The sequence below is a fragment of the Mameliella sp. CS4 genome, from assembly GCF_019392335.1.
Classification (GTDB): Bacteria; Pseudomonadota; Alphaproteobacteria; order Rhodobacterales; family Rhodobacteraceae; genus Antarctobacter.
In genome coordinates this window covers 132,347-145,136 of sequence record NZ_JAHXRQ010000001.1, presented here as the reverse complement: position 1 = coordinate 145,136, position 12,790 = coordinate 132,347, and the positions used below count along the sequence as shown (strand labels likewise).

Below are 12,790 nucleotides of genomic sequence, written 5' to 3'. Positions count from 1 at the left end.
TGTGGGAAAATTGACATGAAAAAGCTGAAAATTAGTCTTGAAAATTGCTATGGTATTGGAAGCTTCAATCACCTTTTCGATTTCTCAAAATCATCAACGTTCATAGTGTATGCGCCAAATGGAACGATGAAGTCCTCGTTAGCTCGGACTCTTCGCTTTTTCGCCGACCGAAAGACAGATCCGCCATGCGACCGATTTTTTCCGGATCGAGTTTCCAAATTCGAATTGATCCTTGATGATCAACTGACTGAGGATAACGTCGACATCTTAGTTGTTGATCCGGAGCAACCTGATTATGATGCCGCACACAAAATAAGCTCATTCGTGGCAAGTAAGGAGCTGAAACGTGCGTACGACGCGATTTACGAAGAGCTGGAGCGGAAAAAGACTGAGTTTGTTCGCAAATTGAAAAGGGCATCACAAAGTACTGACTGTGAAAATGAATTCTTTGACGCCTTCCAAAATGATGATCAGCAGAATTTCTTCGATTTGTTGACGGTGGCCCTTCAAGCGCTCGGCGAAGATACCAGGCTTTACAAGTTCAGGTACAACGATGTTTTCGACAAGAAAGGGAACGTGAAGAAGTTCCTTGAGAAAAACCAAGAATATCTAGATCAGTACATTGACTTATATACAGGGCTGCTTCGTCAATCGACAGTGTTCAATAGTTCGGAGAGATCTTTTGGGACCTATCAAGCAGATCAGATTGTTAAGTCCATTGCCGATAACTCGTTTTTTGAGGCAGGCCACAGAATTGAACTGGCTGGAAACAAGGTCGTGAAGTCCTCTCAGAACCTGCAGGAAATTGTTGCCGAAGAGATCAATCGAATCGTTGATGACCCTGAACTAAAGGTAATATTTGACAAGGTTGACAAAGCTATCGGAGCAAACGCCGAGCTTCGCTCGTTCAAAGCACTGATTGAAAGGGAAAACCTTCTTCTTGTTGAACTCAGGGATTACGAAAAGTTCAGAAAAGATGTTTGGCTTGGTTATCTCATTGAGCTGAAATCAGATCTTCAGGAGATCTGTGAGTTCTACGAGGCTCAGAAGGAAGAACTCAAGAAGATTTTCGACGAAGCCAAGAAAGAAGTGTCGATCTGGCAGGAGCTAGTCACGACATTCAACTCTCGATTTTATGTGCCGTTTGAAGTTTCTCTCTCCAACCAAGAGGATGTAATCCTCAAGGAAGATGCGGCAAATTTGGAGTTTGCTTACTCCGATCGAAATCAAGAGTCGGTAGCCTGTGAAAGAAATGCACTTCTAAACACAATCAGCAAAGGCGAACAGCGGGCGTTCTATATTCTTCAAGTGCTGTTTGATATCGAATCGCGAAGAGGCAGCGCAGCAAGCTGTCTTATCGTATTCGACGACATTGCGGACTCTTTCGACTATAAAAACAAATACGCGATCATAGAATACATCAAGGATCTGCACGAATCTTCGGGCTTCAATATCGTAATTCTTACCCACAATTTTGATTTCTACAGGACTGTTGCGTCGCGCCTTTACTTAAGCAGACGACATGCGGTTCTTATGGGAGCGAAGGATGATGATGGCGCCGTACAACTTCTTCAGGGACAATACGTGAACGATGCTTTTGAGCATCTTTCTGGCCGAGTTTCCGAAGAAAAGGTATTTGTGACGTTGATCCCGTTCCTGAGGAATCTTGTGCAGTATTCGGGGCAAGAAGATTCTGAAGATTTTCTGAAGCTCACTAAGTGCCTTCACTTGAAGGATGGATCCGGAGCAATACTGGCTCAAGACGTTGTTCAGATTTGGCGGGATCGGTTTGGCCGATTCCAAGCCGACGACTTCGAATTTGCACAAGAACCCGTCATAGACATGATATACCGTCTAGCCGACGCGATTGTTTCGGAAGGTGACGCAGCTGACGAAATAGTCCTCGAGAACAAAGTAACACTGGCGATAGCAGTTCGACTGAAAGCGGAAGGCTTCATGATCGCATCCATTGAAGACTTAGACCTCGATAAGGTTGCTAACAATCAAACCGCCGAGTTACTAAAGCAGTACAAGGACTGCCCGTCATATGACCTTGAAGCAGGCAAAATTTTGAATAAGGTCTCCCTGATGACCCCGGAGAACATTCACCTGAACGCCTTCATGTATGAGCCACTGATTGATATGTCGGTCAGGCATTTGACCGATCTCTATGATGAGATGAAGACATTGGGAGCCTAGTGGTAAGTATATGACAAGATTGAAAAACCTATCTCATATCGACTTCGAAGAGTTATGCCGAGACATCATTGGAGCAGAAACTGGGGTGCGTTTTTCCGCATTTGGACCAGGCCCAGACGGCGGCGTTGATGGCAGGCACTCAAAAGGAGAAGAGGCCACAGTTCTCCAGTGTAAACACTATGCAGGTTCAACATTTTCAAATCTCAAGGCTTCAGTGCAAAAAGAGATTCCGAAGTTGTCGGCATTGAAGCCAAAACGATACTTGTTGTGCACATCGCACTCACTCACACCGCAAAAAAGCGATGAAATCGGTGAATTGATTGGTAAATATCTTCAGAGCCCGGAAGATGTTTGGGGACAAGAAGACCTCGAGGAGGCTATTCGACGCCACCCCGAAATTGAAAAATCTCATATGAAGCTATGGCTGTCGAGTACTGCCGTTTTGGAGCGGATTCTGCATTCCGGATTGGAAACATACACTCAAGCCACAAAGGACGAAATTCTAGGCGATCTCAAAGTTTACGTCCGCAACCCTAGTTTTGACGAGGCTGTGAAAAAACTCGAGCGCGAGAAAATCTTGATAGTCTCAGGTCCACCTGGTGTTGGTAAAACCACGTTGGCGCGGATGGTGGCCTATCACTACCTCAACGATGGCTGGAACTTTTATGCGATTAATTCACTGGAAGATGGATTCTCGAAGATCGATGACAGCAAGCCAACGATCTTCTTCTTCGACGATTTTCTAGGACGAATTGAACTGGATCGGCAGTCACTGCTTCAAAGAGACACCGCGTTGGCAACCTTCGTTCGAAGGGTAAGAAACTCAAAAAACGCTCGTTTCATCCTTACTACCCGCGCACACATTTTCGAAGAAGCACGGAACTTGTCTGATCACGTCGATGACCGAAGGCTACAACTGGCGAAATACTTGCTTGATGTAGGTACTTATACGCGGGAGATTAAGTCCTATATCCTATTTAACCACCTGTCTGTGTCCAGCCTAAGTCAGGATCATTTTTCGTCACTCCTGGAAGGCGATTGGTTGAAGAAAATAGTGGACCACAAAAACTATAACCCCCGTTTGATCGCCTCTGTATCGAGCGATTGCCTGGATGATGTTGTTGCACTCGACTACCCACAGTACATCTATCACGCACTAGAAAATCCTGGTCTAGTTTGGAGTAAGCCATACAGATCTCTAGATATGAGGTCGCAGAACCTTCTGGTAGCTCTTTTTTTTGGAAATCAGTTCGGTCAGGAAATTGACGAACTGAGGGAAAACTACTCAGAGCTACACAGAACAGTCAGCGCTTACTACTCCCAGCCAACAAAACCGGGAGATTTCGAGACGGCGCTTCGGGCGCTTGAATCAGGTTTTATCTCAATCTTTGGCAAAAGAGTGAACTTTATTAATCCGTCTGTAAGGGATTTTCTGAAAGCTTACCTGACTGAAAGAGAGTACTTGAACCTACTCCCCCAGACGGCTCGACGTGTTGACTGGGCCGCTTCGGTTTGGAGGCACGTCAAGGGCCAACTAAAAACGCACCCTCCAGAGCTTAAGCAGTTTGTACAGTTGTTTAAGGGTGTCGCCAATCGCATTGAAAAGACGCCATCACAGCGACATGTCAAATCCAGCAGCAACTTCCATTCAGTTTCGTCAGATGATCTTTCTCTTTCAGACAGAATTGAACTGCTATTTGATTGGTGGCAGCAATCCGGGGACGAGTATTTTCTCGATAGATGTCTTGAGGTTCTAGCGTCTGGGAAAGTAGAGCTGGTACCATGGCACGACGGTCGGACATTAGCTGAGTTGCACTGGCAGGTATCCAACTTTGTTGATTCCGAGATCACCCAGAAGGACAAACTCTTGAGGCTGATCGAACAGAGACTTGTTCATGCAATTGAAGGAGGGCTGCCTATTGATGAAATTATGTCGGTCGTCGAGGCGGTGGACGAATTCATGGCTGACACGGCTCCCGACGAGGTTACCGAAGCACTCGAAGGTGTCGTTGGATACGAGTTCAGTGAGACCGAAGAGGCAATAAGTCACCTCAATACGGAAAGCGAGCTTTCCGAACACATGGAACACCTTGAACAGTTGGCAAAGGTAACAGGTATTAGTCCAGATTCTGCGCTTCAGGTCGTGTCGGAGAAGCTGGTTCAGTACGAAAGGCCTGACTACGATGAGCATAAGGGAAGCTACACCCGTCCACAGCAAAGCCAGCGCGCTGAGTTCAGCGATGAGGCCTTGGTCAGTCTATTCTCGAACCTAGTTGATCGTTGAGGGCTCCAGATCCGAGTACTGTTTTTCAGAAAAGAGAAGTGTCCCAGGAGTTGTTAGACATCCGTGATTTTGAAAGCTTCGAAAAGACCCGCCCACTCCCGCATCAACTTCACCCGCTGCTCCCAGTACGTCGCCCGATTATACGTGCGCCTGATCGCGTTCTTGTCCTGATGGGCCAAGGCAGCTTCGATGACGTCTGGGTCATAACCCCGGTTGTTGAGGATGGTGCTCGCGGTTGCGCGGAAACCGTGGGCGGTCACTTCGTCTTTCGTGTATCCCATGCGACGCAGCATGGAGTTGAATGCATTCTCAGACAACCACTTCCGGTTGGAATGGATCGACGGGAACATCAGTTCGACGCCGTCGATCATCGGCCAGTTCCGCCCCACAATGGCCATGGCTGGCTCTGAGAGCGGTACGACGTGCTCACGGCGCATCTTGGTGCGTTCAGACGGGATCGTCCATGTTCGCTTGTCTCGGTCGATTTCCAGCTTCCTAGCGCCTCGCACTTCGCCGGGACGGGTCATGGTGAGGATCTGGAACAGGAGCGCGTCCTTGATCACGCCAGCGCCAGTGTATTCCTCAAGGTCGCGCAGAAACTGGCCGAAGGCCGCCTCGTCGGTGATAGCGGCCCGGTTGGTCACCTTAACCGGCAGCAAGGCTTCCTTCACCGCGTAGGTCGGATCGTTCTCGGCGCGCAGCGTAACGATCGCCAGACGAAAAACACCCGAGAGCGTGCCGCGCAATTTCTTCGCGGTCTCACGTCGTCCACTGTGTTCGACCTTCTTCAGGAGGTGCAGGATCTCTGCCGAGGTGATCTCAGCGATTGGTCGGTCATGCAGTGCCTCGGCCAGCGTGTGGATGTGCCACTGCTTCTTCTTGAGGGTGATCTCCGCCAGGTCTCGATCTTCAGCCTGCTGCAGGTACTCTTCCGCGACTAGCAGGAAGGTGGTCCGGGCCTTTGTCTCCGCCTCGATCTCATCCAAACGCTTCTGCACTGTCGGGTCAGTGCCTTCCGCCAACTGCACCCGCATGGCGTCGCGCTTCTGCCGGGCCTCGCGCAGCGACACGTCGGGGTACGATCCGTGGGCCAAGAGCCGCTCCTTGCCCCGAAACGTGTACTTCTGCCGCCAGAGCTTGGAGCCGTTTGGGTTCACTAGGACGAACAGACCGAGGGAATCGTAGAGCTTGTACGGCTTCTCGGCCGTCTTGGCCTTCCTGATTTTGAGGTCAGTGAGCGCCACTGGGGTATCACCTCCATCATTCCTGCCTGATACCCCAGAACCGTACCCCAAAGTGGTGGGGTATTGGGTGGGGTAGCATGTTCAGCTATGGACAGGATGATAGCTGCAAACCCCAAGAAAACCTAGGGTTTCTGGTCGGTTATGAGCAGCTATGAGAGGGGTAAGTGGTGCCCAGGAGAGGACTCGAACCTCCACGACCGAAGTCACTGGTACCTGAAACCAGCGCGTCTACCAATTCCGCCACCTGGGCATCAGGAGCGTGAGGCAGGCGTTTAAAGGTGGTGCGAGGGGGTGTCAACGGCCATTTTCAAGAAATCTTCGCGCGGCAATGCGGCGCCTTGCGGGCGGGCTGTCACGCCGGTATTCCTGCGGGGCAAACTGGCTACAGGAGGGCGCGCCCCATGTCCAAACTCGTCACCATCTATGGCGGCTCGGGATTCGTCGGACGCTATATCGCCCGTCGCATGGCCAGGGAGGGCTGGCGCGTCCGCGTCGCCTGCCGCCGCCCGAACGAGGCGATCTTTGTCCGCCCCTACGGCGTTGTCGGCCAAGTCGAGCCGGTGTTCTGCAACATCCGCGATGACGATAGCGTCCGCAGCGTGATGCAGGGTGCCGATGCCGTGGTGAATTGCGTCGGGACCTTCGACAAGGGCGGCAAGAACAACTTTGACGCGGTCCAGCACGAAGGCGCGGAACGCATCGCCCGCATTGCCGCCGCAGAGGGTGTGTCGCAATTGGTCCACATCTCGGCCATCGGCGCCGATCCGCTGGGCCGCAGCCTATATGCAAAGAGCAAGGGCAAGGGCGAGGAAGCTATTCTCGAACACATGCCGCAGGCCGTGATCCTGCGCCCTTCGGTGATTTTCGGCCCGGAGGACCAGTTCTTCAACCGCTTTGCCTCAATGACCCGTATGGGGCCCGTGCTGCCGGTGGTCGGCGGCGAGACGAAGTTCCAGCCGGTCTATGTCGACGATGTGGCCCAGGCCGCCGTCAAGGGCGTGCTGGGGCGGGCAGCGCCGGGCATCTACGAGCTGGGCGGCCCGGACGTGATGACCTTCCGCGAGCTGATGCAGGTGATGCTGGACGTGATCCGCCGCCGTCGCTTGGTGGCGAACATCCCCTTCCTTGCCGCAGGCGTCATCGGGGCACTGTCCGATTTCGTGCAAAGCGTTTCGCTGGGCCTGATTCCGGCGCAGATCACCGCCGACCAGGTCCGCAGCCTGCGCCAGGACAACGTCACGTCGGAGGGCACCAAGGGTTTCTCTGACCTTGGGATTTCGCCGATGTCGGTGCAGGCGGTGTTGCCGGACTATCTCTGGCGTTTCCGCCCGTCGGGCCAATACGAGGCGATCAAGGAATCGGCCCAGAACCTGCGGTCGTAAAGACATGAAAAAGGGGGCGGAAACGCCCCCTGATTTCATTTCGGCGCGGGTGCCGCCAATCCCCGCAGATGAGCGTCACTGGCGCCGCTGAAGCTCGGCCAGAAGGGGACCGTTGTAGCACCCCGGAGGCGGCGTGCCGGTCAAAGACGTCCGGCGGGACAGCCATTCCTGGCAGGCATCCACCAAGGCGCAACCCCGACAGGCGGTGACCATCGAGGCATAGGTGCCCGGTGCCAGACTGCCGTCTTTCAGCGCCTCGCTGAGGTTCAGGCCCATGACGCGGGCAACGCTGCGTGTCATGAAAAAATGCCGGTCGGGATCACCAAACGTCAGTCCCATTTTTCTCCTCCTAGGACGTGATGCTTGCCATCGCTTCCTGTAGCGCGGCAAGGCGTTTGCGGTTCAGACAATTGCCGGGAAAGCTGCGGGTGTCGTCGACGGGCCTGTCCAACCATTGGCCGCACCCTTCGGACCAGGTGCAGCCCCGGCAGCGCGTGATGAGTCCCGCCCAGTCCCCTTGGGTGAGCAGTCCTGCGTCCATCGCGCCGACCAGATCGACTCCGGTGGCCTTGGCCATGCGCTGGACCAGCCAATAATGATCGGTTTCATCCCCCAAGGGCGTGGGGCGGGTCGGGGCAGCACGCGTTCCGTCCATCGCTCAGCCCGCGTCCAGGCTGCTGAACAGGCCGGAGTTGCGGCAGAACGCAGGTGTCTCTGCCGCAGTGTCCTCGCGATTGCCCAGCCAATGCGCGCAGGTTTCCGGCGAGGTACAGGCCGTGCAGCGCAACACCGCGTCCTCCAGTTCCGAAACCGTCAATTTGCCACGCATGATCTGTTCTTCCAGGTCGATGCCCCGGGCCTGCGCCATGTCGTCGACAAGCGCTGCATGGCGTCTCAGTGTCTCTCGGCTCTGCATGGATCCATCCCCTCTGTCCTCGGTCGTCGAGTGCAACGATGGCAGAGCAGGCCGGGCGGCGCCTTGACTCAGGTCAACGCAGGGTTGACGCGGGGGGCAGGGTGCGGGCGCTGTCACTGCTGGCGCAGGGCCTTTTCCGTCTGGGCCACGATCTTCAGGCGGGCCGCATTGGGCGGGTGGCTGCCCAGGAACTTGTTGCCGGGATCGGGGATGCGCGCGAAAAATTCGGCCCCGCGCATCGGGTCGAACCCGGAGCGGAAGGTGATGATCGTGCCCAGCTGGTCCGCTTCCAGCTCGAACTCCTTGGAATACGTGCGTGCACCCACCGCCGCGCCCAGTTGCTCGGCATTGCGCACGGCCTCGGCCTCGGCGCCGCTGATGGCGGCGATCCCGGCAAAGACAACGGCGCCGATCGTGGCGCTTTGCCGGGTCTTTGCCAGGTGATCCAGGATGTGGTGCGCGGCCTCGTGCCCCATGACAAAGGCCAGTTCGTCCGCGTTCCGGACAGAGTTGATCATGCCGATGTTGAAGGCGAGGATCGGCCTTCCAAAACGGTCGACGGTCTGGAAGGCATTCGGCGGCAGCTCTGCCCGGTCGTCGATCACGATCTGGAAATCGCAATTCAGTCCCCGGGTCCGCTGGCGGCATTCACGTTCCGCCACCGGTTCGACCGTCTGCACCACCTGCACGAATTGCCGCGCGGCGCGGTTGGCGCGCTGCTGGGCCTCGGATCCGCCCAGGGCACCGGGCGCGGGCGCCGGCAGGGGCGCGGCACAGGCGGACAGCAACGCAAGGGCGATGAGCGGCAACAATCGGGTCATGGAAGGTCCGGAAAAAGATGAGCGTAGGGCGACCCTAAGCTGCCGCGACCTTCTGTTCCAGCAGATCACGATCAATTGGCAGTGTTGCGCCGGTGATCTACCTTTCAGTGCATGACCGACAAGCCAACCGTGATTTACAACGACAGTTGCCCGATCTGCTCTCGCGAGGTGGCAGGCTATCGCCGCATGGCAGAGCATGACGGCGTCGACATCGGCTTTGCCGGTCTCTCCGAGGGCGCGCATGCAGATCACGGGCTGAGCCGCGACGCGGCGGCGCGCCGGTTCCACGTGGTCAAGGACGGCACGCTTTATAGCGGTTTGCCCGCCTTCGCCGTCCTCTGGGCCGAGATGCCGCGCCTGCGCTGGCTGGCCCGGCTGGTGCGCCTGCCGGTGTTGAACCGGCTTCTGGGCCTTTTCTACGATCATCTCGCGGCCCCGGCACTATATCGCCTGCACCGGCGCCGTCAGCGCCGCGCCGAATCGGTTTCCGGCAAGGGGCGCGCAGGCTAACCTGCCCCCATGTACAGCGTAGAACATGATTTTGACGCCACCATCGTGACCCTGGTGGACGAAGGCGGCTCTCATCTGCAAGAGGATGTCGTCATCTCGGGATTCGAGGATTGCATCACGGTCGAGCAATATGACCCGCGCAGCGACAGGATGCAGCGGATCACCCTGTCGATTTCGCAGATGCAGGACCTGGTGGCGGCGGTCAACACGCCCGAGGGCGTCTATCGCCGCAAGGGCTGAGGGCCGCGTCAGTCGGCGATTCGGAACAGCTTGTCTCGGGCGGTGTCACCCCGCACCAGTTCCAGCCGGCTTTTCGGCAGTCCCAGCGCCTTGGCCAGCAGCTTGATGACCGCCGCATTCGCCTTGCCGCCTTCCGGCACCGTCGTGACCGTGATCCGCAATTTGTCCCCGTCGCGGATGATGGCGTTGCGCGATGCCTTTGGCGTCACGCGCACGGCCAGCGTGGCACCGGGGACGGCGAGGTCGGAGAGATCGGGCTGTTTCATGCCCCCCGCATACAGGCTGCGCCGTGATGCGCAATATTCCCGGTTGAAACCCGGGGCCAGCGGCCTGACATAACGGCGGACGATGACAGGAGACGCCATGCCCACCCCGAACCCCGCCGCGATGGACTTTCTGCTGAGCCGCCGGTCGCGCCCGGCCAAGACACTGAAGGCGCCGGGCCCCGACAAGGCCGCTTTGATGCCCTTGCTGACCGCGGCGGCGCGGACGCCAGACCACGGCAAGTTGGAACCCTGGCGATTCATCGTCCTGCGGGACGCCGCGATGCGTCGGCTGGCCGACGCGGTGGCCGACTGTGGCACCCGCCTGGGCAAGAGCGACGAGGACATCGCCAAGGCCCGCGACGCATGGGAGCGCAGCCCGCTGTGCGTCGCCGTGGTCGAGGTGCAGAAGGACAGCCCCAAGATCCCGGCGCTGGAACAGACTTATTCGGCGGGGGCGGTCTGTCTTGCGCTGCTGAACGCGGCGCTGGCCTCGGGCTGGGGCGCGAACTGGCTGTCCGGCTGGGCAAGCCATGATCGCGGCTTTGTCGAGGGCGCATTGGGCCTTGCCAGCCACGAAAAGATCGCCGGGTTCATCCATATCGGCACCGAAGGCGCCACGCCGCCCGAACGTCCGCGTCCGGACCTGGACCAGATCGTCAGCTGGGTGTCGGAATGATCTTCGACGCCGTCAGCCGTGCCATCGCGCAACTGCCCGATCCGCGCTTTCGCGGCGTGTTGTTGCGCGGGATCGGGATCACCCTGGGGGCGCTGATCGCCGCGGTGATCGTGGTCTTCAATGTCGTCGGCTGGATGGTGGGGGATGACGTCTCGCTGCCCTGGATCGGCACGGTGCAATGGCTGGACGACGCGGCAAGCTGGGCCTCGGTGCCGGTCATGCTGTTGCTGTCGGTTTTCCTGATGACGCCGGTGGCCTCGGCCATCATCTCGATGTTTCTCGAAGAGGTCGCGCAGGCGGTCGAGGACAGGCATTATCCCGGTCTGCCCGCCGCGACCCAGGTCAGCTTTTCAGATGGGCTGATGGATGCGCTGGGGTTTTTTGGGACGATGGTTCTGGCAAACATCCTTGCGCTGATCGTCTACCTGATCTTCATCCCCTTCGCGCCTTTCATCTTCTGGGCGCTGAACGGGTTTCTGCTGGGGCGTGAATACTTCACTCTCGCCGCGATGCGCCGCGTCGGTCGGGTCGAGGCGCGCAAGCTGCGGCGGCGTCACTTGCTGACGATCTGGGTGACGGGCGTCGTGATGGCGGTGCCGCTGACGGTGCCGATCCTGAACCTGCTGGTTCCGGTACTGGGGGCGGCGGCCTTTACCCATGTCTTTCACCGGGTGAACCGCGCCCGCTAGGGGCGCGGTCCGCGTCAGTTGACGTGCGACGTTCCATCCATCCGGTCGAACATCCAGCCGTCGATGTCGCGCACGGTGATCACTTCGAAGAGGATGATAGAGGCGATGGCAGCCCAGAGCACGAAGGCGATGCCGGTGGTGATCCAGGCCTTGCGCTTGAGGTTGTGCACCTCGGGGCTGCCGGCGTGGGTGCCGGGCACGACGTCGCCCAAGTCTCCTTGTGTCTTCAGCCGGATCGGGATGACGCAGAGAAAGGTCATGAACCAGATCACGGCAAAGAGCACGATGGCCGAGGTGATCCCCATCAGACTTGCTCCAATTCCACGAGGCAGCCGTTGAAATCCTTGGGATGCAAGAAGAGCACGGGCTTGCCATGCGCGCCGATCTTGGGCTCTCCGTTGCCCAGCACGCGGGCGCCGGTTTCCTTGAGGTGGTCGCGCGCGGCCAGGATGTCCTCGACCTCGTAGCAGACATGGTGGATCCCGCCCGAGGGGTTCTTGTCCAGGAAGCCCTGGATCGGGGAGTTCTCGCCCAGCGGATACAGCAGCTCGATCTTGGTGTTCGGCAGTTCGATGAAGATCACGGTCACGCCGTGGTCGGGTTCGTCCTGCGGCTCTCCGACCTTGGCACCCAGCGCGGTGCGGTACTGTGCGGCGGCGGCCTCTAGGTCGGGGACGGCGATGGCAACGTGATTCAGGCGTCCGATCATCTGACTCTCCATGTCTGGCGTTGGCACAGGTTATGGCGTGACGACACAGGCCGGACAAGCCGGTGCGACCCTTAACCGCTTGTTCACCTTGTCGGGGCCAATCTGGCAGGCGACTCGATGAGGAGCCCCGACATGGACGACTATGACCAACTCTCTCCGCACCTGCGTCCCACCGCGACGCGGCCCCTGCTTGGGCTGACCATCCTCGTGGTGGAGGACAGCCGGTACTCCTGCGATGCCATGCGCCTCTTGTGCCTGCGGTCCGGGGCGCGAATCCGCCGTGCCGATTGTCTGAAATCGGCGCGCCGCCACCTGCAGGTCTACCGGCCCAGCGTGGTGGTCATCGACCTCGGCCTGCCGGACGGGTCGGGCGCCGACCTGATCGCGGAACTCAGCACAACCTGTCCCCGTGTCGATGTCCTGCTGGGCACCAGCGGCGACACCTTCGCCGAAGAGGTGGCGCTGGCCGCCGGAGCCGATGGTTTCCTGGGCAAGCCGATCTCCTCCGTCGTTGCCTTTCAGAACGCCATCCTGTCGGTCCTGCCCAGCGAAAGGCGCCCCACTGGCCCGCGTCTGGTCAGCGACGAGCCCGTGGTGCCCGATCCCTTGTCCTACCGCGATGACATGGCCCACGCGGCGGACGTGCTTGGCGATGCGCGCAATCCGCAAACTCTGGCCTATCTGACGCAGTTTCTGGCCGGGGTCGCACGCAGCGCGGGCGACGGTGTCCTGCAACAGGCGGCAGAGGATCTGGCCGATGCCCGCGCCGCGGGACGCCCGGTGAAACCCGGCCTCGACCGCGTGTCGGCACTGGTCCAGGACCGCGTGGCCGACCGTATGGCGATCTGACCGCC

General features: G+C 57.9%; 16 protein-coding genes and 1 tRNA gene. 8 read left to right on the top strand and 9 right to left on the bottom strand.

The genetic code is table 11. The features are described 5' to 3' along the window. The first annotated feature begins 15 nt into the window (after window positions 1-15). Window positions 16-2,199: an ATP-binding protein gene (locus KZZ07_RS00750; protein ID WP_219510462.1), complete on the top strand. Its 2,184-nt coding sequence runs from the start codon at window positions 16-18 to the stop codon at window positions 2,197-2,199. Between the two features lie 10 nt (window positions 2,200-2,209). After that, on the top strand, window positions 2,210-4,483 hold the full coding sequence (locus KZZ07_RS00745) for an ATP-binding protein (RefSeq protein WP_219510460.1): 2,274 nt from the start codon (window positions 2,210-2,212) through the stop codon (window positions 4,481-4,483). 53 nt (window positions 4,484-4,536) lie between these two features. Here KZZ07_RS00745 and KZZ07_RS00740 read toward each other — a convergent pair whose 3' ends face one another. Together KZZ07_RS00740 and KZZ07_RS00735 are read right to left on the bottom strand one after the other, a co-directional pair. Then, window positions 4,537-5,727, bottom strand: a complete 1,191-nt coding sequence (locus KZZ07_RS00740; RefSeq protein ID WP_219510452.1) for a tyrosine-type recombinase/integrase — start codon at window positions 5,725-5,727, stop codon at window positions 4,537-4,539. Between the two features lie 165 nt (window positions 5,728-5,892). Then, window positions 5,893-5,977, bottom strand: a tRNA-Leu gene (locus KZZ07_RS00735). A gap of 151 nt (window positions 5,978-6,128) precedes the next feature. Between KZZ07_RS00735 and KZZ07_RS00730 the strand changes: the two genes are divergently transcribed. Continuing rightward, window positions 6,129-7,109, top strand: a complete 981-nt coding sequence (locus KZZ07_RS00730) for a complex I NDUFA9 subunit family protein (protein ID WP_219510445.1) — start codon at window positions 6,129-6,131, stop codon at window positions 7,107-7,109. A 75-nt stretch (window positions 7,110-7,184) separates the two neighbouring features. On the opposite strand, the gene KZZ07_RS00725 is transcribed toward KZZ07_RS00730, so the two are convergent. The 4 genes from KZZ07_RS00725 to KZZ07_RS00710 all read right to left on the bottom strand — a co-directional run bounded on the left by KZZ07_RS00725 (window position 7,185) and on the right by KZZ07_RS00710 (window position 8,846). Further along, window positions 7,185-7,448 carry a DUF6455 family protein gene (locus KZZ07_RS00725; RefSeq protein WP_219510443.1) on the bottom strand — a complete coding sequence of 88 codons (264 nt, stop codon included), beginning with the start codon at window positions 7,446-7,448 and terminating at the stop codon, window positions 7,185-7,187. A gap of 10 nt (window positions 7,449-7,458) precedes the next feature. Beyond that, entirely contained in the window at window positions 7,459-7,764 is a 306-nt protein-coding gene (locus KZZ07_RS00720; protein WP_219510441.1) for a DUF6455 family protein, read from the bottom strand. Between the two features lie 3 nt (window positions 7,765-7,767). Next, window positions 7,768-8,025 carry a DUF6455 family protein gene (locus KZZ07_RS00715; protein ID WP_219510439.1) on the bottom strand — a complete coding sequence of 86 codons (258 nt, stop codon included), beginning with the start codon at window positions 8,023-8,025 and terminating at the stop codon, window positions 7,768-7,770. A 113-nt stretch (window positions 8,026-8,138) separates the two neighbouring features. Continuing rightward, the gene (locus KZZ07_RS00710; protein ID WP_219510437.1) at window positions 8,139-8,846 is read right to left on the bottom strand and encodes a M48 family metallopeptidase; all 708 of its coding nucleotides are present in this window, start codon (window positions 8,844-8,846) and stop codon (window positions 8,139-8,141) included. Between the two features lie 111 nt (window positions 8,847-8,957). Between KZZ07_RS00710 and KZZ07_RS00705 the strand changes: the two genes are divergently transcribed. Together KZZ07_RS00705 and KZZ07_RS00700 are read left to right on the top strand one after the other, a co-directional pair. After that, window positions 8,958-9,356, top strand: a complete 399-nt coding sequence (locus KZZ07_RS00705) for a thiol-disulfide oxidoreductase DCC family protein (protein WP_219510427.1) — start codon at window positions 8,958-8,960, stop codon at window positions 9,354-9,356. Between the two features lie 9 nt (window positions 9,357-9,365). Then, on the top strand, window positions 9,366-9,596 hold the full coding sequence (locus tag KZZ07_RS00700) for a DUF8831 family protein (RefSeq protein WP_219510425.1): 231 nt from the start codon (window positions 9,366-9,368) through the stop codon (window positions 9,594-9,596). An 8-nt stretch (window positions 9,597-9,604) separates the two neighbouring features. On the opposite strand, the gene KZZ07_RS00695 is transcribed toward KZZ07_RS00700, so the two are convergent. Further along, the gene (locus KZZ07_RS00695) at window positions 9,605-9,862 is read right to left on the bottom strand and encodes a DUF167 domain-containing protein (RefSeq protein ID WP_219510423.1); all 258 of its coding nucleotides are present in this window, start codon (window positions 9,860-9,862) and stop codon (window positions 9,605-9,607) included. 97 nt (window positions 9,863-9,959) lie between these two features. Between KZZ07_RS00695 and KZZ07_RS00690 the strand changes: the two genes are divergently transcribed. Next, window positions 9,960-10,538: a nitroreductase family protein gene (locus KZZ07_RS00690; protein WP_219510421.1), complete on the top strand. Its 579-nt coding sequence runs from the start codon at window positions 9,960-9,962 to the stop codon at window positions 10,536-10,538. Then, window positions 10,535-11,227 carry an EI24 domain-containing protein gene (locus KZZ07_RS00685; RefSeq protein ID WP_219510404.1) on the top strand — a complete coding sequence of 231 codons (693 nt, stop codon included), beginning with the start codon at window positions 10,535-10,537 and terminating at the stop codon, window positions 11,225-11,227. The genes KZZ07_RS00690 and KZZ07_RS00685 overlap by 4 nt, the downstream gene beginning before the upstream one ends. A 14-nt stretch (window positions 11,228-11,241) precedes the next feature. Here KZZ07_RS00685 and KZZ07_RS00680 read toward each other — a convergent pair whose 3' ends face one another. Next, window positions 11,242-11,532, bottom strand: coding sequence for a DUF1467 family protein (locus KZZ07_RS00680; RefSeq protein ID WP_219510391.1), 291 nt, complete (start codon window positions 11,530-11,532; stop codon window positions 11,242-11,244). Further along, a complete protein-coding gene (mce, locus tag KZZ07_RS00675) occupies window positions 11,532-11,936 on the bottom strand; it encodes a methylmalonyl-CoA epimerase (protein ID WP_219510389.1) in 405 nt (134 codons plus the stop codon). Before mce ends, KZZ07_RS00680 begins: the two co-directional genes overlap by 1 nt. A gap of 132 nt (window positions 11,937-12,068) precedes the next feature. Here mce and KZZ07_RS00670 point away from each other — a divergent pair, with 132 nt between their 5' ends. Continuing rightward, window positions 12,069-12,785 (top strand): response regulator, encoded by a 717-nt coding sequence (locus KZZ07_RS00670; protein ID WP_219510381.1) that lies wholly within the window; start codon window positions 12,069-12,071, stop codon window positions 12,783-12,785. Window positions 12,786-12,790: the final 5 nt, after the last annotated feature.

Excerpts from the sequence above, each read along its gene's own strand:
- KZZ07_RS00705 (WP_219510427.1), top strand. The coding sequence starts at position 8,958 with ATGACCGACAAGCCAACCGTGATTTACAACGACAGTTGCCCGATCTGC.
- KZZ07_RS00695 (WP_219510423.1), bottom strand. The coding sequence starts at position 9,862 with ATGAAACAGCCCGATCTCTCCGACCTCGCCGTCCCCGGTGCCACGCTG.
- KZZ07_RS00710 (WP_219510437.1), bottom strand. The coding sequence starts at position 8,846 with ATGACCCGATTGTTGCCGCTCATCGCCCTTGCGTTGCTGTCCGCCTGT.
- KZZ07_RS00750 (WP_219510462.1), top strand. The coding sequence starts at position 16 with ATGAAAAAGCTGAAAATTAGTCTTGAAAATTGCTATGGTATTGGAAGC.
- KZZ07_RS00690 (WP_219510421.1), top strand. The coding sequence starts at position 9,960 with ATGCCCACCCCGAACCCCGCCGCGATGGACTTTCTGCTGAGCCGCCGG.
- KZZ07_RS00670 (WP_219510381.1), top strand. The coding sequence starts at position 12,069 with ATGGACGACTATGACCAACTCTCTCCGCACCTGCGTCCCACCGCGACG.
- KZZ07_RS00685 (WP_219510404.1), top strand. The coding sequence starts at position 10,535 with ATGATCTTCGACGCCGTCAGCCGTGCCATCGCGCAACTGCCCGATCCG.
- KZZ07_RS00730 (WP_219510445.1), top strand. The coding sequence starts at position 6,129 with ATGTCCAAACTCGTCACCATCTATGGCGGCTCGGGATTCGTCGGACGC.
- KZZ07_RS00725 (WP_219510443.1), bottom strand. The coding sequence starts at position 7,448 with ATGGGACTGACGTTTGGTGATCCCGACCGGCATTTTTTCATGACACGC.
- mce (WP_219510389.1), bottom strand. The coding sequence starts at position 11,936 with ATGATCGGACGCCTGAATCACGTTGCCATCGCCGTCCCCGACCTAGAG.
- KZZ07_RS00720 (WP_219510441.1), bottom strand. The coding sequence starts at position 7,764 with ATGGACGGAACGCGTGCTGCCCCGACCCGCCCCACGCCCTTGGGGGAT.
- KZZ07_RS00745 (WP_219510460.1), top strand. The coding sequence starts at position 2,210 with ATGACAAGATTGAAAAACCTATCTCATATCGACTTCGAAGAGTTATGC.
- KZZ07_RS00715 (WP_219510439.1), bottom strand. The coding sequence starts at position 8,025 with ATGCAGAGCCGAGAGACACTGAGACGCCATGCAGCGCTTGTCGACGAC.
- KZZ07_RS00700 (WP_219510425.1), top strand. The coding sequence starts at position 9,366 with ATGTACAGCGTAGAACATGATTTTGACGCCACCATCGTGACCCTGGTG.
- KZZ07_RS00680 (WP_219510391.1), bottom strand. The coding sequence starts at position 11,532 with ATGGGGATCACCTCGGCCATCGTGCTCTTTGCCGTGATCTGGTTCATG.